This window comes from Variovorax sp. V93 (assembly GCF_041154485.1).
GTDB classification, from domain to species: Bacteria; Pseudomonadota; Gammaproteobacteria; order Burkholderiales; family Burkholderiaceae_C; genus Variovorax; species Variovorax beijingensis_A.
This window is the reverse complement of sequence record NZ_AP028670.1, coordinates 108237-134106: the sequence shown is the minus strand read 5'-3', so window position 1 is coordinate 134106 and position 25870 is coordinate 108237. Positions and strand designations below refer to the sequence as shown.

Genomic DNA, 25870 nt, shown 5'->3' with positions numbered 1-25870 from the left:
GCATGGCGGTGTGCTCCTGTGTTTTGTCTGCGGATTCCGTGATGCCGGTCAAGGTACCGCGGGATCAGGGAACTGTAGAAACGGGAGCGCCCGGACGCTTATCGCCGCATCCTGTGACGTATCACGGAGTCAGGTGAAGTGCTAGGGATTTACCCGGAAATGAGGGATCGCAAGGCGCGTCCGGACGAACAATTGCGCCGTTGATCCATGATTCAAGGACCCGAGAGATGTCGAAGGCATATGCGCTACGCGAAGGGGCGTTTGGTACGGCGATCGTTCTGGAAGCGCGTGCCAACCTGGTTGCGCACGCGCATTCGGAATCGCAACTCGCCCTTTGGCTCGGCGGTACGCGTGCAGTTGCCCACGTGGGCAGCCAAGTCGTTCCCTATGGCGAAAACGTTGCGCTGGGCGTCAACGCGTTCGAGGCGCATGACATGGTCATGGACAGCGGCGGCGGTTCCTGCCTGTTCCTGGTCTTCATGATTTCGCAAGAGTGGCTGGACAACCTCGGCAACGCCACAGGACGCAGCTTTCGGTTTCCTTCGCCTCGCGTACCCATCAACGCCGCGCTGCGCCGATCATGCTGGCGTGTGCTCGATCTGATCATCTCCGCCAAGGACGTCCGATCGACCATCGACAAAGAGGTCGAACGGCTGCTGGAGGCCGCCATCGCGACCTCCTCCACCGCCGGCGGTGTCGAACCATCTGCGGCCAGCGTGGGCGTGCTGCTCGACCAACGGCTGCGCGGCGCCATTGCCTACATGCGGGAGCATGTGTCGGAGATCACGACCATTGATGAAATCGCAGCCAAGGTGGGCTTGTCGCGCGGCCACTTCTTCGCCCTGTTCCGCGACCAACTCAACACGACGCCGCAGGTCTTCTGGAGCGGCGTTCGCGTCGAAGAAGCCATGCGGCGCGTGGCGGAAGGCAGCGCACTGACAGACGTCGCGTTGGATCTCGGCTTCTCTGCTCCCGGAAATTTCTCGCGATTTTTCAAGGAGCACACCGGCGTCTCGCCGTCCATCTTCAAGCGCGCGACGCGGGACCCTTTGCCCGTGACCGTGACGGGGATTCCGCGTGAACGGGGTCAGTCGACCTTTCCGATGCGATGAACAACCGTCGCCATGGCTTGCGCGTCTTGTGCAACAAATGCAGTGAACTCGGGGGTGTCGAGGTATTGCATGTAGGTGCCTGCTGCCTCCAGGGATCGGAGCGCACGCGTGTCGCTTGCGGCAAACCTGGCAGCCTCCCGCAGCCTGGCCGCGACGGCACTCGGCGTCGATGCCGGGGCAAATACACCGGTCCATTGCAGGTAGGCCACCGGCACTCCTGATTCTTTCAGGCTGGGCACTGTGGGAAGTGTCGGAATTTGGCGCTCGCCCCAGTGCGCAAGGGCGCGAAGCTTTCCGGCCTGGATATGGCCAGCAACCGTCGAAGGGCCGGTGGCCAGGGCGTCCACCTGGCCGCCGAGAAGCGCCACGACTGCAGGGCCCGCACCGGTGAAGGGAACGTGCAGCATGGAGGTATTGATCGCTGCATTCATCTGTTCGAACGGGACGTGCATCGTCCCGTAGTTGCCCGATGATCCAAAGGTGTATCCACTCGGCTTTGCGCGCAATGCCGCGGCGAATTGCTCGAAGTTCTTCCACGGACTGTCGGCCCTGACCACGAGAACCACCGGGTCCGCCGTGAAGCGGGCAATGGGCTGCAGTTGAGAGAGTTCGAACATGGGCCGGCGCTGACGGACGACGTCCGCCTCGGGCAGCACGACGATGGAGGAAAGGGCCATGAGCACGGTGTAGCCATCAGGCTTCGCCTTCGCGACCTGCGACATGCCGATGCCTCCCCCGGCACCCGCCTTGTTCTCGATGATGACCGGCTGATTCAGGTAGCGGCCCATGGCTTCCGCCACCGGCCGCGCAGCAATGTCAGCCGCGCCGCCAGGCGGGAAGGGCACGACCATGGTGATCGGTTTCGCCGGGTATGCGTCCTGTGCCGAGGCCGGCACGTGGGAAAGCAATGCTGCAGCGGCCAAGCCGATCAGCACCCGGCGTTTCTTCGAATCGATCATTTTGTGTTGTCTCCGTTCTTTTTGAATGGGCCGCCTGTCCGGCGTACCGCTCGCGCCGGGGGCGATGCAGGAGGGGCTCAGCCCGGCCGGTCACTTCGCGCGAACGCGGTTGTTCAGCTCGCCCAGCCCCGTGACGGTGACGCGAACGAGGTCGCCGTGCTGCAGGAACTTGGGCGGGGAATGGCCGATGCCGACACCAACGGGAGTGCCGGTCGCGATGATGTCGCCGGGCAGAAGCGTCATCGCCTTCGACAAGGTCGAGATCAAGGTTGGAACGTCGAAGATCAGATCCTTGAACAAGCCGACCTGGCGGAGTTCGCCGTTCACCCAGGTCTGCACCTTGAGCGAATCGATCGCAGCTTCGTCCGCCGTGGAGATCCATGGACCGACAGGGCAGAACGTGTCGAGGGACTTCCCGAGAAACCATTGTGCATGGTTCTTTTGAAGGTCGCGCGCTGTCACGTCGTTGAGGGCGATGAAGCCGAACACTTTCGCAAGAGCATCCGAGGGGGAGACGTTGCGGCATTCCGTGCCGATCACGGCGCCGATCTCGCCCTCGTAGTCGACTGACGAGGTGTGTGCCGGGTCGAAGACGATGTCATCGGAAGGACCCGCGAGCGAAGTTGTCGCCTTGGTGAAGATCTGAGGGAAGGCGGGCACTGCGGCGGCGCCACGCGTGGCATTGAAGCCGCTCGCATCAAACTCGGCGGCGTGCTCGATGTAGTTCTTGCCTACCGCGAAGATGTTTCGCACAGGCACGGAGATCGGCGAGAGAAAGGTGACCTCGGAAAAGTCCGCCCTGCCGACTTCCAGTTCTTCGAGTTCTGCCGATGTCATGCGGCGCTCGATCACGGCCTGGACCGGATTCAGATGGCGCGAGAAGCTTCCGCCAATGAATGCAACGGTCGTGTTGGCCTCGTCGACCAACACCATGCGCACTCGCCCGAGATGAGAAACACGTCCGATCTTCATATTGCTCCAATTGGGTTAATGTTCAAACCAATTTGATTCGATTGGTCGATTATGGACTGAATTGGGTTGCTTAGGTTCAATTTTCAGGCCGTTGCTTAAATAATCAGCTCAATTGGTTCGAATTGGTTTGGCGTTGGCTCTTTGTTGACAACCACTTGATATGATCTGAACCGAAAGAGGACCCACGATGGACAGCGCGGCGGTATTGAGAGAAGCAATCCTGAGCAAGCTCAAGTCCGGCGAATGGCCTCGGGGGCACAGGATCGACACCGAGCGTCATCTCAGCGAATCCTTCGGCATTGGCCGCTCGACGGTTCGGCGGGTATTGGCGCAGTTCAAGGCAGCTGGTCTCATCACCCAAACGGTCGGCAGCGGTACGTTCGTCAGCGACCGGCTGGACCCGGACAAGTTGAGCAACGGCGGGCCGGCCGAGCCGGACACGGTGCTGGCAACCGGGGCGGGTTCGATCAGTCCGGCCGAGCTCATGGATGCCCGGCTCGCCATCGAGCCGAGCATCGTGGAGCTCATCATCCGCAATGCCTCGCAGAACGACTTCGCAAAGATGGCGCACTGCTGCGACAAGGCCGAGGCGGCGCGAAGCATGGAAGAGTTCGAGGTATGGGACGGTGAACTGCATGAAGCCATTGCGCTCGCCGCGCACAACTCACTGGTCACGAACATATTTCGGCTGATCAAACAGGCACGCGCTCAGGACGATTGGGGAGCGCTCAAGCGCCACAGCCTTTCGCAGGAACGGCGCCTTTCCTACCAGGCCGAGCACCGCCAGATCGTGGGCGCGCTCACCGATCGCGATCTGGTGCGTGCAACGGCGCACACTCGAGACCACCTCCTTCACGTGCGACGCAATCTGCTGGGTTCCTAGAGCCTGGACGCATGGGGGGCAAGCGAGCAAGTTGCGGCGGGACCGCGCGATGAAGCAAATGGGCTTTCTAAGGCACGAACAGCTTCTTCAAGAGAAACGGTGCCCAAAACAACCCGCCCAGCACCATGAAATATGCCAAAGGTGCGCCTGCCATGGTCTCCCACCATCTCGGTGGGCCGCATGGCTTGGGTGGTTTACGCGTCCGAGTGTTCATCATGTGTCCTTGCGCCGTACCTCAGCCTTCGTCCGCCAGATCATTGCTGCGCTTCAACTGATTCGGATCTTTGGATTGACCAGCGCGTTGATCCGCTCGGCCAACCACAGCAGCGCTGCGCGGCTGGGGCCGTGCAACGAAAGCTGATGGCTGCGATAGAGCAGCGCATGGCTCAACTGTGCGAAGCGGCCCTTGATAAAGCCGCCCCGGAAGAAACCGAAGCGACCCAGTGTTCCAAAGGCGTTGTAGTCACTGAGTGAAACGAGAGCACCGAAGTCGCGAAAGTTGAACGGCGGCAACTGCTTCCCGGACAACCATGCCGGAAGATGTCTTGCCAGATGCAGCGCTTGCTGGTTGGCGACCTGGGCTGTCGATGGAAGCGGCAGCTCGGCACCATGCGGTACCAGGCTGGCGCAATCGCCAATGGCAAAGATGCAGTCTTCGCCGCTGGCCAGCAGGCTCGGCGTCACTACCACTTGCCCGAGTTTGTTCAGTTCGAGTCCGCAGTCCGCGATGCCGTTGGCCGCACGGATGCCGGCGGCCCACACCTTGAGAGCGGCGTCGATCCGTTCGCCGCTTTCAAGCACGAATCCCTTGGCGTCGGCTGCCATGACTCGCACCTTGGTGCGAACATCGATACCCAGCGCGCGCAACTGGGCCGACGCCGAAATAGAAACCGCTTCCGGAAAAGCGTTGAGTATTCGCGGCGCGCCTTCCAGCAATGTCAGACGGAGGCGCTGACGAATGCCGCTTTCGGTTCCATAGCTGGCGGCAAGCTCGACCATGCGGCTCATCTCCGCGGCCAGTTCCACGCCTGTCGCGCCGCCGCCCACGATCGCGACATCGATATAGTTCCCGTTCACGAAGCTGCGCGCCACGTGTGCACGCAAGCGTCTATTGAAGGCATCTGCCTGCGCCTGACTGTCTATCCAATGGCAATGCTCGTTGACTCCCGGAGTGCCGAAGTCATTGGCGCTGCTGCCCAATGCCAGCACGAGTGCGTCGTATGCCAGTTCGCGAGCCTCGGCCACCATTTCTCCTTCCAGCCGGATCGGCGCCAAATGGACACGTCGGGCGGCACGGTCGATGCCGTCGAGCTCGCCGGGCACATAGCTGAAATCATGAGCCCGGGCGTGTGTCAGATACTGAACCTGCTGTTGATAGATGTTCCAGGTCCCTGCGGCGATGGTGTGCAGCATGGGTTTCCAAACATGCGTGGGGCTTCGGTCGACAAGGGTGATCGCGGCACGCCCTGTGGCGCCGAGTGTGCGCCCCAGGCGAGTCGCCAGGATCAAGCCCGCGACACCACCTCCCACCACCACGATGCGCCGCGGATGCAGGTGAGGCGCGCTCATGGCGTTGACCCGATCAGGAGCCGTACTTGCTCGTTGGTCATGTCCACGACGGTGGCACGGTCTCGCCGCAGGTCGACGATGGAACGAAACGCCAAGCCGCTGAACAGCGCCGCGATCATATCCATGCGCTTCATGAGCGTGGCTTCGTCCAGTCCTGCGGGCAAACCGATGCGCCGTGTCATGTCCAGAAAGCGCTTCTTGACCGCACGATCGGTCCTCTGCAAGATCTTTGCGACAGCGGGGTTGCGCGCCGCTTCGGCTGCCAGCTCAAGCATCAACCCGACAGAAGCCGGATCGCTGTTGCGCTCGACCATCTCGTGAGTCCGACGAATCAGCCGGGTCGCAAGGTTTCCACCGCCCAAGTCCTGTTCCATGCGGCGCACGAGTTCAGCCATGTCGCTTTCTTCGCGTTCGGCAATGGCTTCGACCATCGCTTCTTTGCTGGCGAAGTAGCGATAGAGGCCGGCCGGGCTGATACCAGCAACCTGGCAGATGGTGGCGGCGCTGCTGCCATGAATGCCTTCCCGACGGAAGCATTCCGCCGCGGCATCCAGCACTTGGTTCCGGCGCAACTCATCGTTGCCTGAATCGAGATTGGTATCTGTCTGAGAGCTCATTTCGTGATCTCACGTGTGCGATGAAGTGCGTACGATCAAGATTTTTTGGGTACTCAATCTGTTTCGGGAACGCAATTGAGCACGGCTCATGACAGCACCGCAGCAAGATCGCTGCAGGCGCCGGCCATGAACAGGTCGATGCATAGCGGCGATGCACGCCGTCTGCAGTCTTCCCGTTGATTGGCATGCTCGGCAAGAACGGCGATGCCCACTGAATGCAGGCAGCGCGCTACGCATGCCGGACGCAGTCCCTCCCGCAGTTGGCGGCGCTCGCAGGCCACGGTCATCACTTGGCTCAGTCGCTCCACCGCGTCACCCATCGTGCGCACCAGCCGAGTCGCCACGCCCACAGGCAACTCGGCCCGCTCCGGAGGCAGAAGCACCAATTGCGCGGCGAGCCATTGATCTGGATCCTCCATGCAGCGAGTCATCTGTCGCCACATGTGCTCGCGCAAGAGTTGGAGCGGCTTCGCGTGTGCGCGATAGGCGGCGATGTCCGGCCCGATGTCCATCGGCCATTGAAGCTGATCGACGATCGCGGCCACCAGTGCGGCCTTGTTCTCGAAATGCCAATACACCGCGCCGCGCGTCACTCCTGCAAGCGACGCCACGTCTTCCAGCGTGGTCGCGCGCACACCGCTGGCCGCAAAAGTTTCCAGGGCGGCCCGGAGCACCCGGGCGCGGGTGACTTCGGTCGCAGCGCGACCGCGCCTCATGACGCCGGTTCCGCGGTGCGTGCGAGTGCCCCTATCATCGGGGTTGTCGAAGTCTCGACCCAACCGCCGCCCAGCGTCTTGTAGAAGGTCGCCAGATTGGTGAAACGCGACAGGCGCGTGCCGATCAGGTCCTGCTGGGCGGTGTAGAGCGAGCGCTGCGAGTCGAGCACGCTCAGGTAACTGTCGACACCGCGCTGGAAGCGCGCCTGCGAAAGTCGGTAGCTGTCCGCCGTTGCGTTCACCAGCGACTGCTGCGCATCGAGCTGGCGCCCGAGCGTGCTGCGTTGCGCCAGGGCATCCGAAACCTCGCGGAACGCCGTCTGGATGGCCTTCTCATATTGCGCTACCGAGATGTCGCGGCTCACGGTGGCGATCTTCAGGTTGGCGCGGTTGGCGCCGCCGTCGAAGATTGGCAGCGAGATCTGCGGCGCGAAGCTCCAGCTGCCCGAGCCGCCCTTGAAGAGGCCCGAGAGCTCCGCGCTCGACGTGCCGGCCGACGCGGTGAGGCTGATGCGTGGGTAGAAGGCCGCGCGCGCCGCGCCGATGTAGGCATTGGCCGCCTTGAGATCGCGCTCCGCCTGCAGGATGTCGGGCCGGCGCTGCAGCAGTTCCGAAGGCAGCCCTGGCGGGATGGTGGCCAGCGGGCTCGTGGACGCTGCCGCGCCGTCCGGCAAGGCCTGGGGCAGCAGTTCGCCCGGCACTTCGGCGCCCACGAGCAGCGCCAGCGCATTGCGGTCCTGCGCCACCTGCGAGGTGTAGCGCTCGACGTCGACACGGGCGCTGTCGACGCTGGTCTGAGCCTGGCTCAGCGTCAGCGCCGATGCCACGCCCAGCTCGAAGCTGCGCTGGTTGAGGCGGTAGGAGTCGCTCTGGCTCTGCAATGTGTCGCGCGCGAGCTTCAGCCGGTCCTGGTCGGCGGCGAGCGTGAGGTAGCTGGTCGCCACCTCGGCCACGAGCGTGATCTGTGTGCTGCGCCGCGCCTCGGCCGTGGAGAGGAACTGCTGCAGCGCCTGCGCGCTCAGGCTTCGCACGCGGCCGAACAGGTCGAGCTCGTAGGCGCTGAATCCGAGCGATGCGCTGTACTGGCGCGCGGTGAGCGCCTCGCCGGTGGACGACAGGTCGGCCGGGGTTCGGCTGCCGCTGCCGCCGGCGCTGGCGTTGACGGTGGGAAAAAGCGCCGCGTCCTGCACCCGGTACTGGGCGCGGGCCTTCTCGATGTTGAGCACCGCCACGCGCAGGTCGCGGTTGTTGGCAAGGCTCATCTCGATCACGCGCTGCAGCGAGGGATCGGTGAACACGTCGCGCCAGCCGAGATCGGCGACCGGTGTGGATGCCGGGTCGCCGTTCGTGTCACCGGCGAACTTGCCGGGCACGGGCGCTGCGGGCTGTTGGTAGGTGGGCATCAGGCTGCAGCCGGCCATCAGGGCGGCGAGCGCGAGCGGTGTGAAGCGCAAAAGATTCATGACAGAAATCTCAGGATGCGGCCGCGGCCGGTTGTGCATGCGAGGCCGGCGCGGCGAAATCGCCTTGGTCCTTGCCCTTGAAGAGCCCGCGCACCAGTACGAAGAAAAGAGGCACGAAGAAGATCGCGAGGACGGTGCCCGACAGCATGCCGCCGATCACGGCCGTGCCCAGCGCATGCTGTGCGCCGGCGCCGGCACCGCTGCCAAGGACCAGCGGCAGTACGCCGAGGATGAAGGCCAGCGAGGTCATGAGGATGGGGCGCAGGCGCAGTCGCGCCGCCTCCAGCGCGGATTCGACCAGCCCCTTGCCCTGCGCGTGCAGGTCTTTGGCGAACTCGACGATCAGGATGGCGTTCTTCGACGCCAGGCCGATGGTCGTGAGCAGGCCGACCTGGAAGTACACGTCGTTCATCTTCCACGTCAGAATCGCGCCGACCAGCGCGCCCAGCACGCCGAGCGGGACCACCATGATCACCGAGAACGGGATGGCCCAGCTCTCGTAGAGCGCGGCAAGGCAGAGAAACACGATCAGGATCGACAGGCCATACAGCAGGCCGGTCTGGCCGCTCGATGCCTTTTCCTGGCGCGAGAGGCCGGTCCACTCGTAGCCGATCCCCGCGGGCAGCTTTGCGACCGCCGCTTCCACGATGGCCAGCGCCTCGCCGCTGGAGGCGGCGCCCGGCATCGCCATGCCCAGGATCTCCACGGAAGGAACCCCGTTGTAGCGTTCCAGCCGCGGCGAGCCCGAACTCCAGCCCGCCTTGGCGAATGAGGTGAAGGGCACCATGGATCCAGCGCTGTTGCGCACGTACCAGCGATCGATGTCCTCGGGCAGCATGCGGTACTGCGCATCGGCCTGCAGCATCACCTTCTTCACGCGGCCCTTGTCGATGAAGTCGTTGACGTAGCTGCTGCCCCAGGCAGCCGAGAAGGTGTCGTTGATGTCGGCCATCGAAAGGCCCTGGGCCTGTGCCTTGTGCGGATCGATCTCGAGCCTGAATTCGGGCGTGTCCTCCATCCCGTTGGGACGCACGGCCACCAGTCGCTTGTCCTTCGACAGTTCGTCCAGCAGCTGATTGCGCGCCTGCATCAGGGCTTCGTGGCCGAGGTTGGCACGGTCCTGCAGCATCAGGTCGAAGCCGGTCGCGTTGCCGAGCTCCGCCACGGCCGGCGGCGCGAAGGCAAACACCTTCGCGTCGCGGATGGTGTTGAAGAAGGCGCCGGCCTTCGCCGCCACGCCCGTCACGCTCAGTGCTTCGCCCTTGCGCTCGTCCCAGGGCTTGAGCTTGATGAAGGCGAAACCGGTGTTCTGTCCGCTGCCCGCGAAACTGAAGCCCGCCACAGTGAAGATGCCCGAGACCGCGTCCTTCTGGTCGACGAGGAAGTGATGCTCGACCTGATGGATCACTTCTTGCGTGCGCGCGTTCGTCGCGCCCGGCGGCAGCTGCACCAGCGCGAACATCGTGCCCTGGTCCTCGTCCGGCAGGAAGCCCACCGGCAGCTTCATGAAGCCGAACACCACCGCGGCCAGCAGCACCGCATACAGGACCATGTAGCGCCAGCCCTTGCCCACCATGTGCCGCACGATGCCCTGGTAGCGGTGGTTGCCGCGGTCGAAGCTGCGGTTGAACCAGCCGAAGAAGCCGGTGCTCGCCATTGCGTGTCCCTTGGGCACCGGCTTGAGCAGCGTTGCGCACAGGGCCGGCGTGAGCACCAGCGCCACCAGCACCGAGAGCGTCATGGCCGAGACGATGGTGATGGAAAACTGCCGGTAGATCACGCCGGTGGAACCACTGAAGAAGGCCATCGGCACGAACACCGCGGCCAGCACCAAGGCCACGCCGACCAGCGCACCGGTGATCTGGCCCATCGACTTGCGTGTCGCCTCCTTCGGCGAGAGGCCTTCCTCCGTCATCACCCGCTCGACGTTCTCGACCACCACGATCGCGTCGTCGACCAGCAGGCCGATCGCCAGCACCATCGCAAACATGGTCAGCGTGTTGATGGTGAAGCCGAAGGCCGCGAGCACGCCGAAGGTGCCGAGCAGCACCACCGGCACGGCGATGGTCGGGATCAGCGTGGCGCGGAAGTTCTGCAGGAAGAGGTACATCACCAGGAACACCAGCACCACGGCCTCGATCAGCGTGCGCACCACCTCTTCGATGGAAATTCGCACGAAGGGCGTCGTGTCGTAGGGCTTCTGCACTTTCATGCCCTGCGGAAAGAACTTCTCGAGCTCGGCCACCCGGGCGTCGACCGCCTTGACCGTGTCCAGCGCATTGGCGCCTGTGGCCAGCTTGATGGCCAGGCCGGCGGCCGGCTTGCCGTTGTAGCGCCCGACCGTGTTGTACGACTCGCTGCCGAGTTCGATGCGGGCCACGTCGCGCAGGCGCACCTGGGCGCCGTTGGTCTGCGTGCGCAGCAGGATGTCTTCGAACTCCTGCGCGGTCTTCAGGCGCGTCTGCGAAGTGATGGTCGCGTTGAGCTGCTGGTTGCCGGCCGCTGGCATGCCCCCGAGCTGGCCGGCCGAGACCTGGGCGTTCTGCGCCTGGATCGCGTTCTTCACATCCAGCGGCGTGAGGCTGAAATTGGCAAGCTTGTTCGGGTCGAGCCACACGCGCATGGCGTACTGCGAACCGAAGAGGGTGGTGTCACCCACACCTTCGACGCGGCTGATGGCGTCCTGCACGTTCGCGGCCACATAGTCCGACAGGTCGGAGCCGTTCATGCTGCCGTCCTCGGAGGTGAAGGCCAGCACGTTCAGGAAGTTGGTGGCCGACTTCGTGACGGTGACGCCTTGCTGTTGCACCTCTTGCGGCAGGAGCGGCGTGGCCAGCGAGAGCTTGTTTTGCACCTGTACCTGGGCGGTGTCGGGATCGGTGCCGTTCTCGAAGGTGAGCGTGATGGTGACCGAGCCCGAGGACTCGCTGGTCGAGGCCATGTAGCTCAGCCTGTCGAGGCCCTTCATCTTCTGCTCGATGACCTGGGTGACGGTGTCTTCCAGCGTCTTGGCGGAAGCGCCGGGGTAGTTGGCGGTGATGGCGACGGCAGGCGGCGCGATGCTCGGGTACTGCGCGATCGGCAGCGTGGCGATGGACATGACGCCGCCCAGCATCACGATGATGGCGAGGACCCACGCGAAGATGGGGCGGTCGATGAAGAAACGTGCCATGGCGGTCTCTCGCGATCAGTTCGCAGCGCCGGCGGGCTCGGAAAGAGCAGCCTTGGCTGTTTCAGTACCGGTGGTTTTGGGCTTGGGATTCCATTGCACCGTCTTCACCTCAACGCCCGGCGCCGCGCGCTGCTGGCCATCCACCACGAGCTTGTCGCCGGCCTGCAGGCCGCTCTTCACCAGCCACTGGTCGCCGACGGCGCGTTCGGTCTCGAGCACGCGCCGCTGCAGCTTGTGCTGGGCATCCACCACATAGGCCATCGGCTTGCCGGTGCTGTCGCGCGACACCGCCTGCTGCGGCACCATGAGCGCCTGCTCCTTCACACCTTCCTGCAGCACGGCGCGCACGTACATGCCGGGCAACAGGTCCGCCTTGGGATTGGGAAACACCGCGCGCAGGGTGATGGCGCCGGTGTTCTGGTCCACGGTGACGTCCGAGAACTCGAGCTTGCCTTCGAGCGGATACGCGCTGCCGTCCTCCAGCATCAGTTGCACCTTGGCCGCATTGGCGCCGCTTTTCTGAAGATCGCCGCGCCCCATCGCCTGCTTGAGCTGGAGCACGGCGGCGCTGGGTTGCGTCACGTCGACGTAGATCGGATCGAGCTGCTGGATGGTTGCGAGCGAGGTCGACTGGCTGGCCGTGACCAACGCACCGGGTGTGACCGTCGACTTGCCGATGCGGCCCGAGATCGGCGCGTCGATGCGCGCATAGGCGAGATTGATGCGGCTCGTCTCGACATTCGCCTTCGCAGAGGCAACGTCCGCTTCGCCTTGCTGCAGGGAGGCCGCGGCATCGTCGTAGTCCTGCTGGCTCACTGCATTGATGGCCACCAGTTCCTTGTAGCGCTCGGCCTTGAGCCGTGTAGTGCGAAGGCTGGCCTGCGCCTTGGCGAGGGCGGCGACGTTGCTGTCGTAGGTGGCCTTGTACGTGGCGGGGTCGATCTGGTAGAGCGCCTCTCCGGCCTTCACGTCGCTGCCCTCGCGGAACTTGCGGGCTTTCACGATGCCGCCGACCTGCGGTCGCACGTCGGCAATGAGGAAGGGCACGGTGCGCCCAGGCAACTCGGTCGTGATGGCCACGCGCTGCGGCTGGACCGTGACGATGCCGACTTCAGGCGTGCCGGGCGCTGGCGGCGGACCGCCGGGCGGCTTGCCGCAGGCGACGAGCAGGCAGGTGGACGCGAGGGCCGCGACAAAGGTCAGGCCATAGGCGAGAGGGGGGCGCATTGAGATTCTCCTGAAGAAGAGCGACCGGTCCATGGTGTGCCCGGGTGCTTGTTAACTAGACAGTGCTGTACTGAAATGTATTTTGACTTTCAGGTGCTGTCAATCAATAATGATCACCTGTGTATAGAAATAAGGAGACGCGAGATGCGGGTCAAGACCGAAGCCAAGCGCGAGGCCATCGTCCAGGTGGCCTCGGAGGTCTTCAGGGAACTGGGGTTCGAGGGGGCCTCAATGGTGGAGATCGCCGCACGCGTGGGCGGCTCGAGGGCCACGCTCTATGGGTACTTCGGCTCCAAGGAGGAACTGTTCGTTGCCGTGATCCACGCCTCGGCGAAAAGCCACTTCGACCCGATCTTCACGGCGCTGGCCGAGGAGGGCGATGACGACCTCGAGCGCGTGCTGCAGCGTTTCGGCGAGAAGGTCCTGGCCGTGGTGTGCTCGCAGGAGGTGATCCAGGCGCACAGGGCGGTGATCGCCGAATCCGGCCGCAGCGACATCGGGCGGCTTTTCTACGAGGGCGGTCCCAAGAAGGGCCTCGCCGAACTGGCGGGTTTCCTGGAACAGCAGATGCGCAAGGGCCGGCTGCGCAAGGCCGACCCGCACGTGGCGGCCGCCCATCTGACGGCGCTGCTGGACTCGGAAACCGTCAGGCCGAGTCTTCTCGGCATGCAGGGGCCGCTGACCCGGAAGGATTTGCGGGAGGCGACGCGCCGCGCGGTGCAGGTGTTCCTCGGTGGCTACGCACCGGCCAGCACGACGGCAGGATGAGAGTGGGTCGAGGCTCCTCGTGCGCGCACCTCGATCAGCAGGCCTGCTCTCATGAAAGTCGGCGTCCGAGCCAAGCTCTTCCTGTTCGTTCTGCTGGCCTGCGCTGCCGTGGTCGTGGTGCAGGCCATCGCCATGCGGCTCGTGATGGAGCGTGGCTTCCTGGGCTACCTCAACCAGCAGAGCAGGACGCGGATGGAAGAGATCGTTCCTCGCCTGGAGCAGGCCTACGCCACTCGCGGCAGCTGGGACTTCCTGCGCTCCGACTTCCGGGAGTGGATGAACCTGGTGCTACCCTTTCTCCAAGAAACTGGGGGTGATGCGGCGTCCCGGTTGGTGGCTCCCGATCAGGCTGGCGCCCTTGCACGCGTGGGCCTGCTGGATGCGCAGATGCACCGCGTGGTCGGCAATTCAGACGTCAACGCGGATTCGATCCGCGTTCCCATCATCGTCGGCGGACGAATTGTGGGCTGGGTTGCGACGGTGCCGTTCGACGCCGTGATTCCGAAGAATGACAAGCGCTTTCTCGAACATCAATTCACCGCCTTGACGCTGGTCGGGCTCGGCTCGCTCCTGGTGGCCGCCATGCTGACACTCGTCCTGGCCCGCGCGCTGCTGCGGCGCGTTCGCGAGATGGCCCGGGCCACACAACAGGTCGCGGCGGGGGACTACGCCTCCCGCATCGCGGTTGGCGCCAACGACGAACTCGGCGCGCTGGCGAGGGATTTCAACCGCATGGCGCAGACGCTGGAACATACCGAGCGCGCACGGCGTGGCTTCATGGCGGACATCTCCCATGAACTGCGCACGCCGCTCGCAGTGCTGCGCGTGCAACTCGAAGCCATCCAGGACGGGATCCGCTCGCCAACGGCCCAGTCGACCAACGCCATGCACCTGCAGGTCGATCGCCTGGGCAGGCTGGTGAATGACTTGCATGATCTGTCGCTGAGCGATGTCGGTGCGATGGCGTACCGCCGGGTCCCCATCGACGTGGCAACCGTGTTGCAGGCGGCGGCCAGCAGCATGCAGGAGCGGCTTGAAGAGGTGTCGCTGCATCTGGTACTGGAGACCACGCAAGCGCCGCTGATGATCAGCGGCGACGAACCGCGCCTGCACCAGCTGTTCGGCAATCTGCTCGAGAACTTGCTGCGCTACACGGACAGCGGTGGCGTCGTTCAAGTGCGCTGCATCCAGCACGGCACGAATGCACTCCTTGTCGTCGAGGACAGCGCGCCAGGTGTTCCCGACGACAAGATGGAGAAGCTGTTCGAGCGCTTCTATCGCGTCGAGGCTTCACGCAATCGGGCGACGGGCGGCAGCGGACTGGGCCTTGCAATCTGCCGCAACATCGTAGAGGCCCATGAAGGGTGCATCACCGCCTCGGCATCGAAGCTGGGTGGGCTCACCATCGCCATCGAAATGCCGTTGGTCTCGGTATGAGCGGTACTTGTCACAAGGATCAGGTGCTGATCATCGTGGACGAAGCGAACCATTCCTTCTTGGCGGTCTCGTCAGATCTAGCGTTGTAATGTTGCCGACGGCAACTCACCGAAGCGCTCCTTGTACAGCCTCGCGAACAGGCCAAGGTTGGAGAATCCCAATCCCGAGCGATCGCCTGCCCGAGTAGTGGCGCGACCTGTAGCGGTTCTTTCGATTCCGCCCGCCCGACCGGCAAAGTGTGGGTCTATCGCTACAAGCGGCACGGCAAGGAGGCCAAGCTCAGTCTCGGGCACTACCCGGTCGTGGCGCTTGCCGCCGCGCAAGAAGGCGCGTGCCGAAGCAGCGGGAGAAGTCAAGGTAAAGCCCGAGTGCAGGCCCTACCCCTAATCATGAGGCGCGCGGTTTCAGAAGACGATTTCTAGTGTCCGGTCACCAGACTGGTGCGTGCCCCGTGTAGTGTTGGCATCGGGCTTGCGTGTGCAGCTATTTTTCGGAGTTGCACGTGGTTGTCAGTGATATCGACGTCCGATTGTTGAAGGTCTTTCGCGCTGTTGTCGAATCCGGAGGATTCGCAAATGCTCAAGCCATCCTCAACGTAGGAACCTCGACTATCAGCACCCAAATGTCTCAGTTGGAGACGAGGCTCGGCTATGTGTTATGCCATCGCGGTCGAAGTGGCTTCAGGCTGACCGAAAAGGGCGAGTCGTTCTACCGCCTCGTTATTGAACTCTTCCAGTCCGTACAGAATTTTGAGGTGCAAGCGGGGTCTTTGCGCGGAGGAATGGAAGGTCAACTTCGCATCGGATTCATCGACAACATCATCACGGACCCGATGTCGCCATTTCGAGGGGCGATCGAAGACTTCCGCCGGCACCCGAGGAACCGCGCGCGCCTTCTGCTCGAGGTGCTGTCGCCTCAGGATCTAGAACGAGCTCTGCAAGAGCATCGCCTTGACGTCGCGATCGGTGTCTTCTACAGCCGGCTCCGAGGTTTGGCGTATGAACAGCTATATCAGCAACGAGACGTGCTGGTCTGTCATCGTGACCACCCTCTCGCACAGATCCAGAGCGAAATCGAACTCGCACACGCACTACCGGCCAGCAACAAGGTGCTGAGGTCCTTCCTCGGCACTCATGAGTTTCCGTTTGTAAGCCCAGGCGGTGACTCCATGATCACCAGCGTGAGCCATATCGAAGCAGCAGCGCTACTGATTCTCACCGGTGATTGCATCGGCTTCCTGCCACGGCACTACATCAAGCAGTGGGTGAACTCGGGTGAGCTGGTCGAGCTTCTTCCTGATCAGCTCTATCGCGACACGCATTTCTCCATTGCGACGAGGGCCGATCAGCAGCACACAGTTCCCGCCCTGCATGTCTTTCTCAGTTGCCTGCGCGCCGCAAAGGTGCATTTGGATGGCACCGTACAGGTGCGCCTGGCTGCGTAGTTCGAAAAACTGCAAACATACTTCGATTCGCCGCAATTTAACCGCGGCAACCTCCTCGATAGAGTGACTTCTCAGCAGCAATAGCTGGCGCAGCCCGCACCAGACGCTGACTGAAAAGGACGTGAAATGAAGAGGTTCCTCGTGGGATTGGCCTGCGCCGCTGCGTTGGCCGGGGGTGGTGCGAGCGCGGCAGACAAGCCGCTCATCAAGGTGAAGGCCGGCCATCTTGTCGCCATCGACATGGCGCCGCTTTTTGTCGCCAAGGAGAGCGGCTGCTTTGCAAGCCAAGGCCTGGACGTCGAGACTCTGTTCTTCGCAAATCCAGGCGACAACAACGCCGCGCTTGCCGGTGGCGCGATCGACTTCAGCACGAATCCGTTCACCTTGCCCTTCTTCGCTGCGAACAGCGGCGTGCCAATTCGCGTGGTCTCCGCAGCAGGAGGCTGGGGCGTGATGGAGGTGGTTGCCCAGGGCAAGCTCGGCTTGAAGTCGATGGACGACCTGAAGCCATATGTCCAAGCCAAGAAGCGGAAGCTGAAGATCGCCACCCTCCAAGGTGACACGCTCGAACTTATCCTGAAGCGCGACTTCAGCCGCCTCGGAATCTCAGAAAACGACGTCGAGCTGGTCTACTTCAACGACCTGATCGCCATGGTTGAGGCGTTCCGTAGCGGCCAGGTCGATATTCTCAGCCACATCAAGCCATACACGACTGACATGGTGGTGAACAAGGGCGCAACTGTGCTCACGACCAGTGCCAAGACGTACTCGGTCACAACCCCGAACACGGTGGTCAGCGTTCTCGAGAAAACCCTCAAGGATCGCCCGCAGGTCGTCCAGGCCTATCTAAAGGGCCTGATATGCGCGGCCGAGATCATCAACAAGCAACCCGAGAAGGCAGCGCAAATCCTCACTGCGGGCAACTACTTCCGGGTGAACGAGAAGGTCTTGCTTTCCTCGTTGAAGTCTGCCCCCGCGCCAGTGAGCTTCGTGCCAGATATCGCGGTGATTCAGAGCGTGGTGGATGAGCTGACCAAGCTCGGATACGTCAAGGGCACCGTTGGGACCTCGGACATCTTCCGCCTCGACACCATCAAGTCCTTGGAGAAGAAATGAGCATGTCTACCCAAGCAGCGGGCGCAGCTCTCATGTTCGAAGACCTTCCGAGACTTGCCCGCGACGCCGTGCCCGAGCATTCGACGCGCTACTCGCCAGAACTCGAGCTATGGCGCGAGGAGATGCCCGGCGGCTGCCACTGGTCCGGTCTCCTGCGTCGTGGTAACACCCTCCGTGTCACCGCACGTGGTGCAAACGCCAATGTGTCTGCACTGTTCTACAACTTCGAGGATCGCGGCGAACGCTACAACATGCCCGACACCTTGAAGATCCAAAGTACCGCTTTCATTCGCAAGGGGCTGGTGTGCTACTCCGACATGGGAAGGGTACTTTGCTCGGTCGCTGATTCGAACTGTGCATGGCACGACACCATTGGTGGACTGATCGACGGCCCCACCGTGGAGCGGCGATATGGCGTTCGGAGATTTCAGGAACACCGCAACGACATGTTCCGCAACGCGCACGACGGGTTCCTCACAGAGCTCGGCAAGTGGGGTCTTGGTCGTCGAGATCTCGTGCCCAACGTGAACTTTTTCAGCAAGGTGCAGGTAGACGACGACGGCGCCATGAGCTTTGCCCCAGCCCATTCCAAGGATGGTGACTTCGTCGACCTGCGCTTCGAGATGAATGTGCTTGTCGTGCTCGCCAGCGCGCCTCACAGGCTCGATCTCAGTCCTACATACGCCCCCCCTACGGTGGAGCTTCAATGCTGGCGCTCAGGAACCGCAGGGAAAGATGACCCGTGCCGCCAAGCCATGCCCGAGAACAGGCGCGGCTTCATGAACACCGAACGGTATTACCTCTGAGATCGCCTCGCTATGAAAATTCGAATTGTCGAAAGCTCGCTTGATCCCGCCGACGCACTGATCGACACCGTCCATCCACCTGGCACCCCCTGGGTCCAGCTGTTGAAGGCAGGGCAAATGTTCCGCATCGTCGATCTCGAGGGCAATCAGGCCGTCGATACCCTGTTCTATAACGCGGCTGATCTGAGCGAACGCTACAGCCTGCTGCACACGATTCTGGCTCAAAGCAATCTGTACCTCGGGGTCGGCACCGCCATCATGTCCAGTGAGAACAGGCCGATGATGACGATCACGGCTGACACTTGCGGAAGACATGACACCGTGGGCGGAGGCTGCTGCTCTTCCGAGAGCAACACAGTTCGCCATGGGCTCGACAAGCGCTTCATGCACAGCTGTCGCGACAACTTCATGCTCGCGATCGGCGAGCATCCGGCCGGCTTTCAAAAGCGGGATGTCGTCTCGAACATCAACTTCTTCATGAACGTACCGATGACGTCAGCGGGCCGCCTCACCTATGAGGATGGAATCTCGGGGCCAGGTAAATACGTTGAAATGAGAGCGGAGATGGATGTCCTTGTTGTCATCTCCAACTGCCCGCAGCTCAACAACCCTGCAAATGGCTACAACCCGACGCCTGTCCGATATCTCGTATGGGACGCGCCCGTCACCGTTGCGAGCCCCACATGACCTTCGACACGAAGCCGCGGAAGGGCGCCCCGCTGATCATCGGCGCGCTTTCCATCGCAACACTCCTCGGTGCATGGGAACTCGCCGGTATGCACGGCGGAGCGTTGGCAAGCGTCCTTCCACCGCCTTCTCAATTCCTACGAAGCATTGCGCAAAGCAACTTTCGAATCGGCCTGGGTTCTCAGGCCGCGACAGTCACGCAGTCGCTTGCGGCAACCTTCTTTCGCGTCTTTCTCGGAATGGCAATTGCCTTCATCGCCTCGATTCTCACAGGGGCTCTGCTGAGCCTTTCACGTGTCGCGACATGGAGCCTATCGCCGATCCTCCAGCTGCTCGCGCCCATCGCTCCCATCGCATGGATTCCAACAGCTATCGTGGTCTTTGGAATCAGTGACATCACCGCGATTTTCATCGTGTTCATGGGGGTCTACTTCATCCTCACGCTTGCAACGTTGAATGAGATCCGGCGCATTCCGCCCGAGTTTCAGATCGTGGCGGGAAACCTTGGCGCGACACCCGCGCAGCGCTGGATATGGGTGACCTTACCGGCGATCTTGCCTGGCGTCTTCGTCCTCCTGCGAACCAATTTCATCGCTGCATGGATGGCCGTTCTCGTCGCAGAGATGGTTGGGCTTCGAGATGGGCTAGGCGCGATCATCATGATGGGGCGAAACCTCTTCAACAATGAACTCGTGATGTTCGGTATGTTGGTCATTGGCATCACTGGATATGTCGTCGACCGCATCCTGCTTCTCATCGGGCAGCGTGTCTTGTGGTGGCGGGTGTGAGCGTGAGCGAAAAATCCGAAGCCAGCGATGCATTTCGCGTTGAAAGACTCACAGTCGATTTTGGAGCTGCTCATGGACCGCTCCAAGATTTCTCGCTAGCCCTTCGAAAAGGCGAGATCACTTGCCTTCTCGGTCCCTCTGGGTGCGGCAAGACAACCCTGCTGAAGTCGCTGGGCGGCTTTGTCGTCGGCCGGGATACTGGAGGTGTCCTGTTCGAAGGGCGGTACCTGAATGGGCCCACGCCAGACATCGTGATGATCTTCCAGGAGAACAATCTTTTCCCTTGGTTGACCGTTCGAGGCAACGTGGAGTTTGGACTCAAGTTCAAGGGTAGATCATCCGGCAAGGCCAAAGTCGTGGACGAGATGCTTTTTACCGTGGGCCTCGCGGAGGCGGCGACAAAATACCCGCATGAGTTGTCGGGAGGCATGCGCCAACGCACGGCCATTGCACGTGCCCTTGTTTCGGGTCCTCGTGTCTTGCTGCTCGACGAGCCCTTCAGCGCGCTCGACATCAGTCTGCGCAGGCGCATGCACGCCCTCATGCTTGATCTTTGGGAGAAGACCGAGACGACGATGGTGATGGTCACGCACAGCATCGAAGAGGCAATCCAAGTAGGTCATCGTGTACTCGTCCTCGGAGGGCGCCCGGCCGAGGTCTTGATCGATGCGGACACGTCGGAAGGAACCATGAAGGATCGGTACTCGCCGGAGTTTCTTGCGTTGCAACAGCGCATCGAAACCGTCATCTACTGAGGCTCGGAATGAACGGGATACATGACATGGGTGGTCTCCACGGGTTCGGCCTGGTCGAGCAAGAGGTGAATGAGCCCGTCTTCCATTCTTTCTGGGAGAGCCGAGTGTTCTGTATGACACAGGTTCTCGATACCAAGGAGATTTGGAACCTGGACGAGCATCGCCATGAGATCGAACTGATGAGCCCTGATGACTACATTCGCTCGGGCTACTACGGCCGCTGGCTATTCGCGATGGAACGCCTCTTGGATCGCAAGAACATCCTGCGGCGCGCTGAGATCGAGAGGCGGGTCGAGGATCTGGCGACGCACATGGAGTCCTTGTCTGTATGCGATGCGCCGAGGGACTGGCCCAGGCGAGATGACCAAAAGGTTCGTTGGGGTGCGTGGAGACATGAGGACAGCGTCAGTCCGCGGTATCACGTAGGCCAACAGGTTCGCATCAGGAATATTCACCCTGAGGGCCACACACGCGTCACCGCCTACGCACGGGGAAAGGTTGGCGTTGTTGATCGCGTCAACGCCGAGGCATGGGTCTTCCCAGACACCAGAGCTCACTACAGGGGCGAGCGGACTCAGGCGGTCTACGGTATTCGACTCTGTGCGGCCGATCTCTGGGGGCCCCAAGCTGAACCCAACACCACCGTGTTTATTGACCTCAGCGAGGAACACCTCGAGGAACCTTGACATATGAAAACGCATACCCCGCCAGAGAAACCCTGGCAAGCGCTCCGTACCGAAGCAGTGGAAAGCCTCCTTGTAGAGCTCGGTGTCATCAAATCCGAACAGGTCGACGAATTCGTCCGCCACTATGAGGAACGCGTTGGCCCTAGGGGCGGCGCGCGTGTTGTTGCCCGAGCCTGGGTGGATCCAGATTTCAGGACAAGGCTTTTGGCCGACGGGCTAGCAGCCTGTGCCGAGTTGGGATTGGGCGGCCCTGAGACGGAGAAGCTGCATGTGGTGGAGAACACGTCGAGCGTTCACAACGCCGTTGTTTGCACGCTTTGCTCGTGTTACCCCTGGCCGATCCTGGGTGTGCCGCCAGCTTGGTACAAATCCAGCGCCTACCGTTCGCGCATGGTGAGGGAACCCCGCCGGCTTCTGGCTGAGATGGGGCTGGTGATCGATCCTTCGGTTGAGATCCGCGTGTGGGACAGCGTTTCAGAGATTCGCTACCTTGTTCTGCCTGAGCGTCCGGGTGGGTCGGAAGGGCTCGACGAGGATGCGCTTGCCACCCTGGTGACGCGTGACTCGATGATCGGTGTGGCGAGGGTCGTGCTATGACTGGCATTGAAGCAATACCCGAATCGTTCCCAACTCCCTGGGCTGCACGAGCGTTCGCACTTGTCAGCGCGCTGTCGCAATCTAAATGGATCGACCTCAAGGACTTCCAGCGCGAACTGATCAGATCGATTTCTGATCATGAGCGCGGCGGCGGGTGCATTGCCGATGAAGAGTCCTACTACGACTGCTGGATCGAAGCGCTGACGACCGTTCTCCATTCGACGGGCTTCCCGATGTCGCGAATCGAACTGCTCGAGGATCGGATCCGGAAGAGCCTGATCGCAGCTACCCACGTGCATGGCGACCATGACCATGAGCTTGCACCCATCTATACGGAGAGAAGCCTGTGAAGAAGGTCGAGGCAAGCCCTTATCAGTTTCCTATTGAAGGCCCCTTCAGTGCGCCGGAGACGGCGCTGATCATCATCGATATGCAGCGTGACTTCTGCGATCAGGAGGGTTACATGGGGCGTAGAGGGGACGACGTGACTGCCGCCCAATCGCTCATCCCACGGATCTCGTCGTTGCGGGACGCCGCTCGCGCCGCCGGCGTGCATGTGATCTACACCCGTGAGGGCCACCACCCCAACCTCGGGGATCTACCGAAGAACAAACGGGCGAAGACTTGCCGAGCGGGTGCGGAGATCGGATCGAGTGGAGGACTGGGGTGCTTGCTTATCAGGGGCGAGCCCGGTTGGGACATCGTCTCCGAACTGACTCCCTCCGCGAATGAGACTGTCATCGACAAGCCTGGAACCGGGGCGTTCTATGCGACAGACCTGGAGCATCGGCTGCGCTCGTCACGCATCTCGCAAGTCGTACTCGTCGGCGTCACCACGGGAGTATGCGTGTCCACCACCGCAAGAGAGGCGTCGGATCGAGGCTTCGACGTTCTCGTGCTGTCGGATTGTTGCGCCGAGCCGAACGCCCGAACTCACCAGATCGCACTCGAGCTCCTGCAGGTCGAAAGCGGGTACATCGCCGCGGTATCGGACAGCGCATCCCTGACCGACGCACTGAGGTGTGATTAAACGTGCCCTGCCGGGCAAGCATAGAACCCAAGATCCGACTGACATGAATTCCGCCATTGAACCCAGCATCCAAGCCCTTACGCAGAAATTGCACACAGGCGATCTGAACCCGCTGACCGTCGCCGAAGAGGTCATACACCGACTCGAGCGGCATCGTGAGAATCCCATTTTCATTGCGACCAGTTCCCCAGAAACATTGCGCGAAAGGGCGCACGAGCTTGCCAAGCTGAACGCGGCGGACCGCATGTCGCTGCCACTCTTCGGCATACCTTTCGCCGTCAAGGACAACATCGACGTCGCGGGCATCCCCACGACTGCGGGATGCCCAGAGTACGCCTACGTTCCGGAGAAGACCGCGTTCGTCGTGCAGAAGTTGCTGGCCGCTGGCGGCATGCTTGTCGGTAAGTGCAACCTGGACCAGTTCGCGACCGGACTGACCGGCATGCGCTCCGTGTACGGCAGCCCGATCAATCCGTACAGCCCGGACCATGTGTCGGGCGGATCAAGCTCAGGCTCGGCCGTGGCCGTCGCCTGCGGCATCGTACAGTTCTCCTTGGGGACTGATACCGCTGGTTCAGGGCGGATTCCAGCGGGGTTCAACAATATCGTTGGCTTCAGACCGTCCAGCGGGGTGCTGAGCGCAACCGGTGTGGTCCCATGCGCCCGCTCCCTTGACACCATCTCGATCTTTGGGAACTGCTCGGACGATGTGCGTCGGGTGCTCGCGGTTGCCGCTGCCTACGATGACGCCGATCCATTTTCCGTTCGCGTGCAGGATGGCGGGGCGCAGATTGCTGCTCCCGTCTATGGGGTCCTCGAGCCGCGGGACGATCTGTTCTTTGGCGACAAGCAGGCACGTGCAGCGTACGAGCGGGGACTGAATCGGTTGCGAGCGCTGGGTGCACAGACCAAGGTGATCGACTTCAAGCCATTCAAGGCCATCTCCGACATGACCTATTTCGGGCCCTCGATGTCAGAGCGAACCGCAGTCCTGGGTGACTTCATCGCGAGTCATCCGGATGCCACCTACACCTCGGTGGTGCGCGATGCCATCGTCAATGCTGCAAAGTTTTCGGCAGTCGATGCTTTCTCGATGCTCCACGAGGTCAAAAGGCTGGAAAGGCAAATCGAGCGGGAGACTTGGTCGCAAGTCGATGTTCTGTGCGTTCCGACTTCACCGACGATCCACACCCGAGACTTTGTTCGTGAGAATCCTGCCCTTGGTTCAACCAGTCTTGGCGACTATACGAACTTCGCGCCGTTTCTCGGGTTGCCTGCAATCTCGGTTCCAAACGGCTTCCGCCCGGACGGGCTGCCGACTGGAATGATGTTCGTCGGGCGTGGGCACGATGACTCCAAGCTTCTGCAGGTCGGGGAGATGTACCAGGCTTGAACTTGCTTGCGCCGCGAGCCGTTCGGACCGATCGCAGTCCTTGAGGCAAACGGTCGTGCGTACGAGATGGCGCGCGCCTCACCGCCGAGAGAAGGTGCAGCACTCCTGCAGGGGCGCGTGGTCTGCGGCCGATGCGGTCAACACATGCGCGTGCGGCATGCCGCAAGGCGCGGAGGGTTGGAGGCATGGTATGTCTGCGACCGCGCGCATGGCCAGAGCGCCGCACCCAATTGCCAGTCAATTGCGGGAGGGCCCATCGACGCCGCGATCGCAGCGGTCGTCGTCGAGGAGATGACACCGGCCGCAGTCGAGTTGGCGCTCGAGATCCGGTCAGAGATCGAATCTCGACAGGAGGAGGGCGACCAATTGCGGCGTCGCGCGATCGAGAGGGCCCAGGTCGACGCGGATCTTGCACAGCGTCGCTTCATGCTGGTCGATCCTGGCAACCGTCTCGTCGCTGACACGCTCGAATCCGAGTGGAACGACAAGCTGAGAACGTTGGCCCGGGCGCGAGAGGACCGCGAGCGAGAAAGGAAGGAAGACGAACGCCTCCTTGGCGAGACGGTTCGCGAAAGACTCATCACGATGACGACGGACTTCCAGCGACTGTGGGCCGACCCGGGCACGCCGAACCGGGAGCGCAAACGAATGCTCGACCACATCATCGAGGATGCCACGCTGGTCAAGCTACCCGCCGAGGGGACCACCAAGGTTCATGTCCGCTTCAAGGGCGGCCGGACGGAGACGGTCACGACGCTGAATTCCAAGTCCTCGGCACAGCAAGTGAGGACGCCACGGAAGACCGTTGAACTCGTCGACAAGCTGCTCGACGAGCATACTTGCTGCGAGATCGCTGAACTCCTGAACGAGCAAGGACTACGTCCCGGTGGAGCGGGTCGACCCGGATGCGCAGAAGCGCAGTTCACGGCCTTGCGCGTTGTCTATCTCGCCCACAGCTACGATCTGCGCTCGCGCTACGATCGACTTCGAGACCGGGGCATGCTGACCAAGGCAGAGGCGGCGGCACGCTTGAACATCCGCGAGTGCCCGCTCGTGCGCTGGGCGACGAGCGGGCTCATTGCAAGGCACGTCTATAACGCCCACGCCTACTTGTACGAGGACCCAGGAGCGCCCCCGCCGAGCACGCATTGCAGTCGATGGGATCGGCTCGTTGATCGGACAGCGGCCAACAAGAAAAAGGGGGCGTCAATGCCCTCGCCTTCATCGGGAAGAGGTGCAGTATGAAGATAGTTGGTTGAGCAGCAGCCAGAAGACGTTGCGCTCTCAACCCAGGATCTTCACCCGGTCGCGCCGGCGGTTGCTGAACACGTACGCGCAGGAGGCGAACGGGTCCAGGCCCAGGGCCTGCTCCACCAGCACGGCCAGGCCGTTGATGCTCACCGTGATGCGTCTGACCTTGAACAGCGCGACCATTTCGCTTTCGGAAGGCAGTTGCGCATGCGGTGGGTAGGTGCCGTCGAGGATGCGCTCGCGCAGCGCTTCGCGTACCTGGGTGTAGAGCGGAACGGGAGAAAAGGCTATCGGCTCGAGAGCCCTGGCAACTTTCATGCGGCTGACCTGTTATGACCGGTTGGTCGAAACCGGACGCTAGTCAGCGATGCTTGGGCCGTTAAATAACAAAAACGTGCTTCGATATTCGGAAAATGATCAGC

General features: G+C 62.2%; 26 protein-coding genes and 1 pseudogene. 17 read left to right on the top strand and 10 right to left on the bottom strand.

Annotated features, from left to right (window positions below; all coding sequences use genetic code 11):
- Positions 1-227 precede the first annotated feature (227 nt).
- Positions 228-1112 (top strand): helix-turn-helix domain-containing protein, encoded by an 885-nt coding sequence (locus tag ACAM54_RS26630; RefSeq protein ID WP_369651760.1) that lies wholly within the window; start codon positions 228-230, stop codon positions 1110-1112.
- Here the strand turns inward: ACAM54_RS26630 and ACAM54_RS26625 are convergent.
- Together ACAM54_RS26625 and ACAM54_RS26620 are read right to left on the bottom strand one after the other, a co-directional pair.
- Positions 1088-2071, bottom strand: coding sequence for a Bug family tripartite tricarboxylate transporter substrate binding protein (locus ACAM54_RS26625; protein WP_369651761.1), 984 nt, complete (start codon positions 2069-2071; stop codon positions 1088-1090). The genes ACAM54_RS26630 and ACAM54_RS26625 overlap by 25 nt on opposite strands.
- A gap of 90 nt (positions 2072-2161) precedes the next feature.
- Positions 2162-3043 carry a fumarylacetoacetate hydrolase family protein gene (locus tag ACAM54_RS26620; protein WP_369651762.1) on the bottom strand — a complete coding sequence of 294 codons (882 nt, stop codon included), beginning with the start codon at positions 3041-3043 and terminating at the stop codon, positions 2162-2164.
- 187 nt (positions 3044-3230) lie between these two features.
- On the opposite strand from ACAM54_RS26620, the gene ACAM54_RS26615 reads away from it, so the two are divergent.
- Positions 3231-3926 carry a FadR/GntR family transcriptional regulator gene (locus ACAM54_RS26615; RefSeq protein WP_369651763.1) on the top strand — a complete coding sequence of 232 codons (696 nt, stop codon included), beginning with the start codon at positions 3231-3233 and terminating at the stop codon, positions 3924-3926.
- 267 nt (positions 3927-4193) lie between these two features.
- On the opposite strand, the gene ACAM54_RS26610 is transcribed toward ACAM54_RS26615, so the two are convergent.
- The 6 genes from ACAM54_RS26610 to ACAM54_RS26585 form a co-directional block, all read right to left on the bottom strand.
- Entirely contained in the window at positions 4194-5495 is a 1302-nt protein-coding gene (locus tag ACAM54_RS26610) for an NAD(P)/FAD-dependent oxidoreductase (protein WP_369651764.1), read from the bottom strand.
- On the bottom strand, positions 5492-6112 hold the full coding sequence (locus ACAM54_RS26605) for a TetR/AcrR family transcriptional regulator (protein ID WP_369651765.1): 621 nt from the start codon (positions 6110-6112) through the stop codon (positions 5492-5494). Before ACAM54_RS26605 ends, ACAM54_RS26610 begins: the two co-directional genes overlap by 4 nt.
- Positions 6113-6198: 86 nt before the next feature.
- Complete coding sequence (locus ACAM54_RS26600; RefSeq protein ID WP_369651766.1) at positions 6199-6828, bottom strand: TetR family transcriptional regulator; 630 nt, start codon at positions 6826-6828, stop codon at positions 6199-6201.
- Positions 6825-8291 carry an AdeC/AdeK/OprM family multidrug efflux complex outer membrane factor gene (gene adeC / locus ACAM54_RS26595; RefSeq protein ID WP_369651767.1) on the bottom strand — a complete coding sequence of 489 codons (1467 nt, stop codon included), beginning with the start codon at positions 8289-8291 and terminating at the stop codon, positions 6825-6827. The genes ACAM54_RS26600 and adeC overlap by 4 nt, the downstream gene beginning before the upstream one ends.
- 10 nt (positions 8292-8301) lie before the next feature.
- The gene (locus ACAM54_RS26590) at positions 8302-11463 is read right to left on the bottom strand and encodes an efflux RND transporter permease subunit (protein WP_369651768.1); all 3162 of its coding nucleotides are present in this window, start codon (positions 11461-11463) and stop codon (positions 8302-8304) included.
- A gap of 15 nt (positions 11464-11478) precedes the next feature.
- Positions 11479-12690: an efflux RND transporter periplasmic adaptor subunit gene (locus ACAM54_RS26585; protein ID WP_369651769.1), complete on the bottom strand. Its 1212-nt coding sequence runs from the start codon at positions 12688-12690 to the stop codon at positions 11479-11481.
- A 144-nt stretch (positions 12691-12834) separates the two neighbouring features.
- Between ACAM54_RS26585 and ACAM54_RS26580 the strand changes: the two genes are divergently transcribed.
- From ACAM54_RS26580 to ACAM54_RS26510, 15 genes are all read left to right on the top strand, one after another.
- On the top strand, positions 12835-13458 hold the full coding sequence (locus ACAM54_RS26580) for a TetR/AcrR family transcriptional regulator (protein ID WP_369651770.1): 624 nt from the start codon (positions 12835-12837) through the stop codon (positions 13456-13458).
- 51 nt (positions 13459-13509) lie between these two features.
- Complete coding sequence (locus tag ACAM54_RS26575; RefSeq protein ID WP_369651771.1) at positions 13510-14895, top strand: ATP-binding protein; 1386 nt, start codon at positions 13510-13512, stop codon at positions 14893-14895.
- A gap of 236 nt (positions 14896-15131) precedes the next feature.
- The gene (locus ACAM54_RS26570; RefSeq protein WP_369651772.1) at positions 15132-15317 is read left to right on the top strand and encodes an Arm DNA-binding domain-containing protein; all 186 of its coding nucleotides are present in this window, start codon (positions 15132-15134) and stop codon (positions 15315-15317) included.
- Positions 15318-15397: 80 nt separating this feature from the next.
- Entirely contained in the window at positions 15398-16339 is a 942-nt protein-coding gene (locus ACAM54_RS26565) for a LysR family transcriptional regulator (RefSeq protein WP_369651773.1), read from the top strand.
- A gap of 126 nt (positions 16340-16465) precedes the next feature.
- Positions 16466-17455, top strand: a complete 990-nt coding sequence (locus tag ACAM54_RS26560) for an ABC transporter substrate-binding protein (RefSeq protein WP_369651774.1) — start codon at positions 16466-16468, stop codon at positions 17453-17455.
- 122 nt (positions 17456-17577) lie between these two features.
- Entirely contained in the window at positions 17578-18261 is a 684-nt protein-coding gene (locus ACAM54_RS26555) for an urea amidolyase associated protein UAAP1 (protein ID WP_369651911.1), read from the top strand.
- 18 nt (positions 18262-18279) lie between these two features.
- Entirely contained in the window at positions 18280-18948 is a 669-nt protein-coding gene (locus ACAM54_RS26550; RefSeq protein WP_369651853.1) for an urea amidolyase associated protein UAAP2, read from the top strand.
- Entirely contained in the window at positions 18945-19736 is a 792-nt protein-coding gene (locus ACAM54_RS26545; RefSeq protein ID WP_307657406.1) for an ABC transporter permease, read from the top strand. The genes ACAM54_RS26550 and ACAM54_RS26545 overlap by 4 nt, the downstream gene beginning before the upstream one ends.
- A gap of 2 nt (positions 19737-19738) precedes the next feature.
- Positions 19739-20491, top strand: coding sequence for an ABC transporter ATP-binding protein (locus ACAM54_RS26540; RefSeq protein WP_369651776.1), 753 nt, complete (start codon positions 19739-19741; stop codon positions 20489-20491).
- Positions 20492-20517: 26 nt separating this feature from the next.
- Positions 20518-21177 carry a nitrile hydratase subunit beta gene (gene nthB / locus ACAM54_RS26535; protein ID WP_369651906.1) on the top strand — a complete coding sequence of 220 codons (660 nt, stop codon included), beginning with the start codon at positions 20518-20520 and terminating at the stop codon, positions 21175-21177.
- Between the two features lie 3 nt (positions 21178-21180).
- Positions 21181-21774, top strand: coding sequence for a nitrile hydratase subunit alpha (nthA, locus tag ACAM54_RS26530; RefSeq protein WP_369651778.1), 594 nt, complete (start codon positions 21181-21183; stop codon positions 21772-21774).
- Positions 21771-22124, top strand: coding sequence for a nitrile hydratase accessory protein (locus ACAM54_RS26525; protein WP_369651779.1), 354 nt, complete (start codon positions 21771-21773; stop codon positions 22122-22124). Before nthA ends, ACAM54_RS26525 begins: the two co-directional genes overlap by 4 nt.
- Positions 22121-22804: an isochorismatase family cysteine hydrolase gene (locus ACAM54_RS26520; protein WP_369651780.1), complete on the top strand. Its 684-nt coding sequence runs from the start codon at positions 22121-22123 to the stop codon at positions 22802-22804. Before ACAM54_RS26525 ends, ACAM54_RS26520 begins: the two co-directional genes overlap by 4 nt.
- Positions 22805-22847: 43 nt before the next feature.
- Positions 22848-24197 carry an allophanate hydrolase gene (locus ACAM54_RS26515; RefSeq protein ID WP_369651781.1) on the top strand — a complete coding sequence of 450 codons (1350 nt, stop codon included), beginning with the start codon at positions 22848-22850 and terminating at the stop codon, positions 24195-24197.
- 66 nt (positions 24198-24263) lie between these two features.
- On the top strand, positions 24264-25442 hold the full coding sequence (locus tag ACAM54_RS26510) for a zinc ribbon domain-containing protein (protein WP_369651854.1): 1179 nt from the start codon (positions 24264-24266) through the stop codon (positions 25440-25442).
- A 39-nt stretch (positions 25443-25481) separates the two neighbouring features.
- Here the strand turns inward: ACAM54_RS26510 and tnpB are convergent, their stop codons facing one another.
- On the bottom strand, positions 25482-25622 hold the full coding sequence (gene tnpB, locus ACAM54_RS26505) for an IS66 family insertion sequence element accessory protein TnpB (RefSeq protein ID WP_369651910.1): 141 nt from the start codon (positions 25620-25622) through the stop codon (positions 25482-25484).
- Positions 25596-25766 (bottom strand): annotated as a pseudogene (locus ACAM54_RS26500) (GntR family transcriptional regulator); the annotation flags it as partial. The pseudogene ACAM54_RS26500 and the gene tnpB, both read right to left, overlap by 27 nt.
- Between the last annotated feature and the right edge of the window lie 104 nt (positions 25767-25870).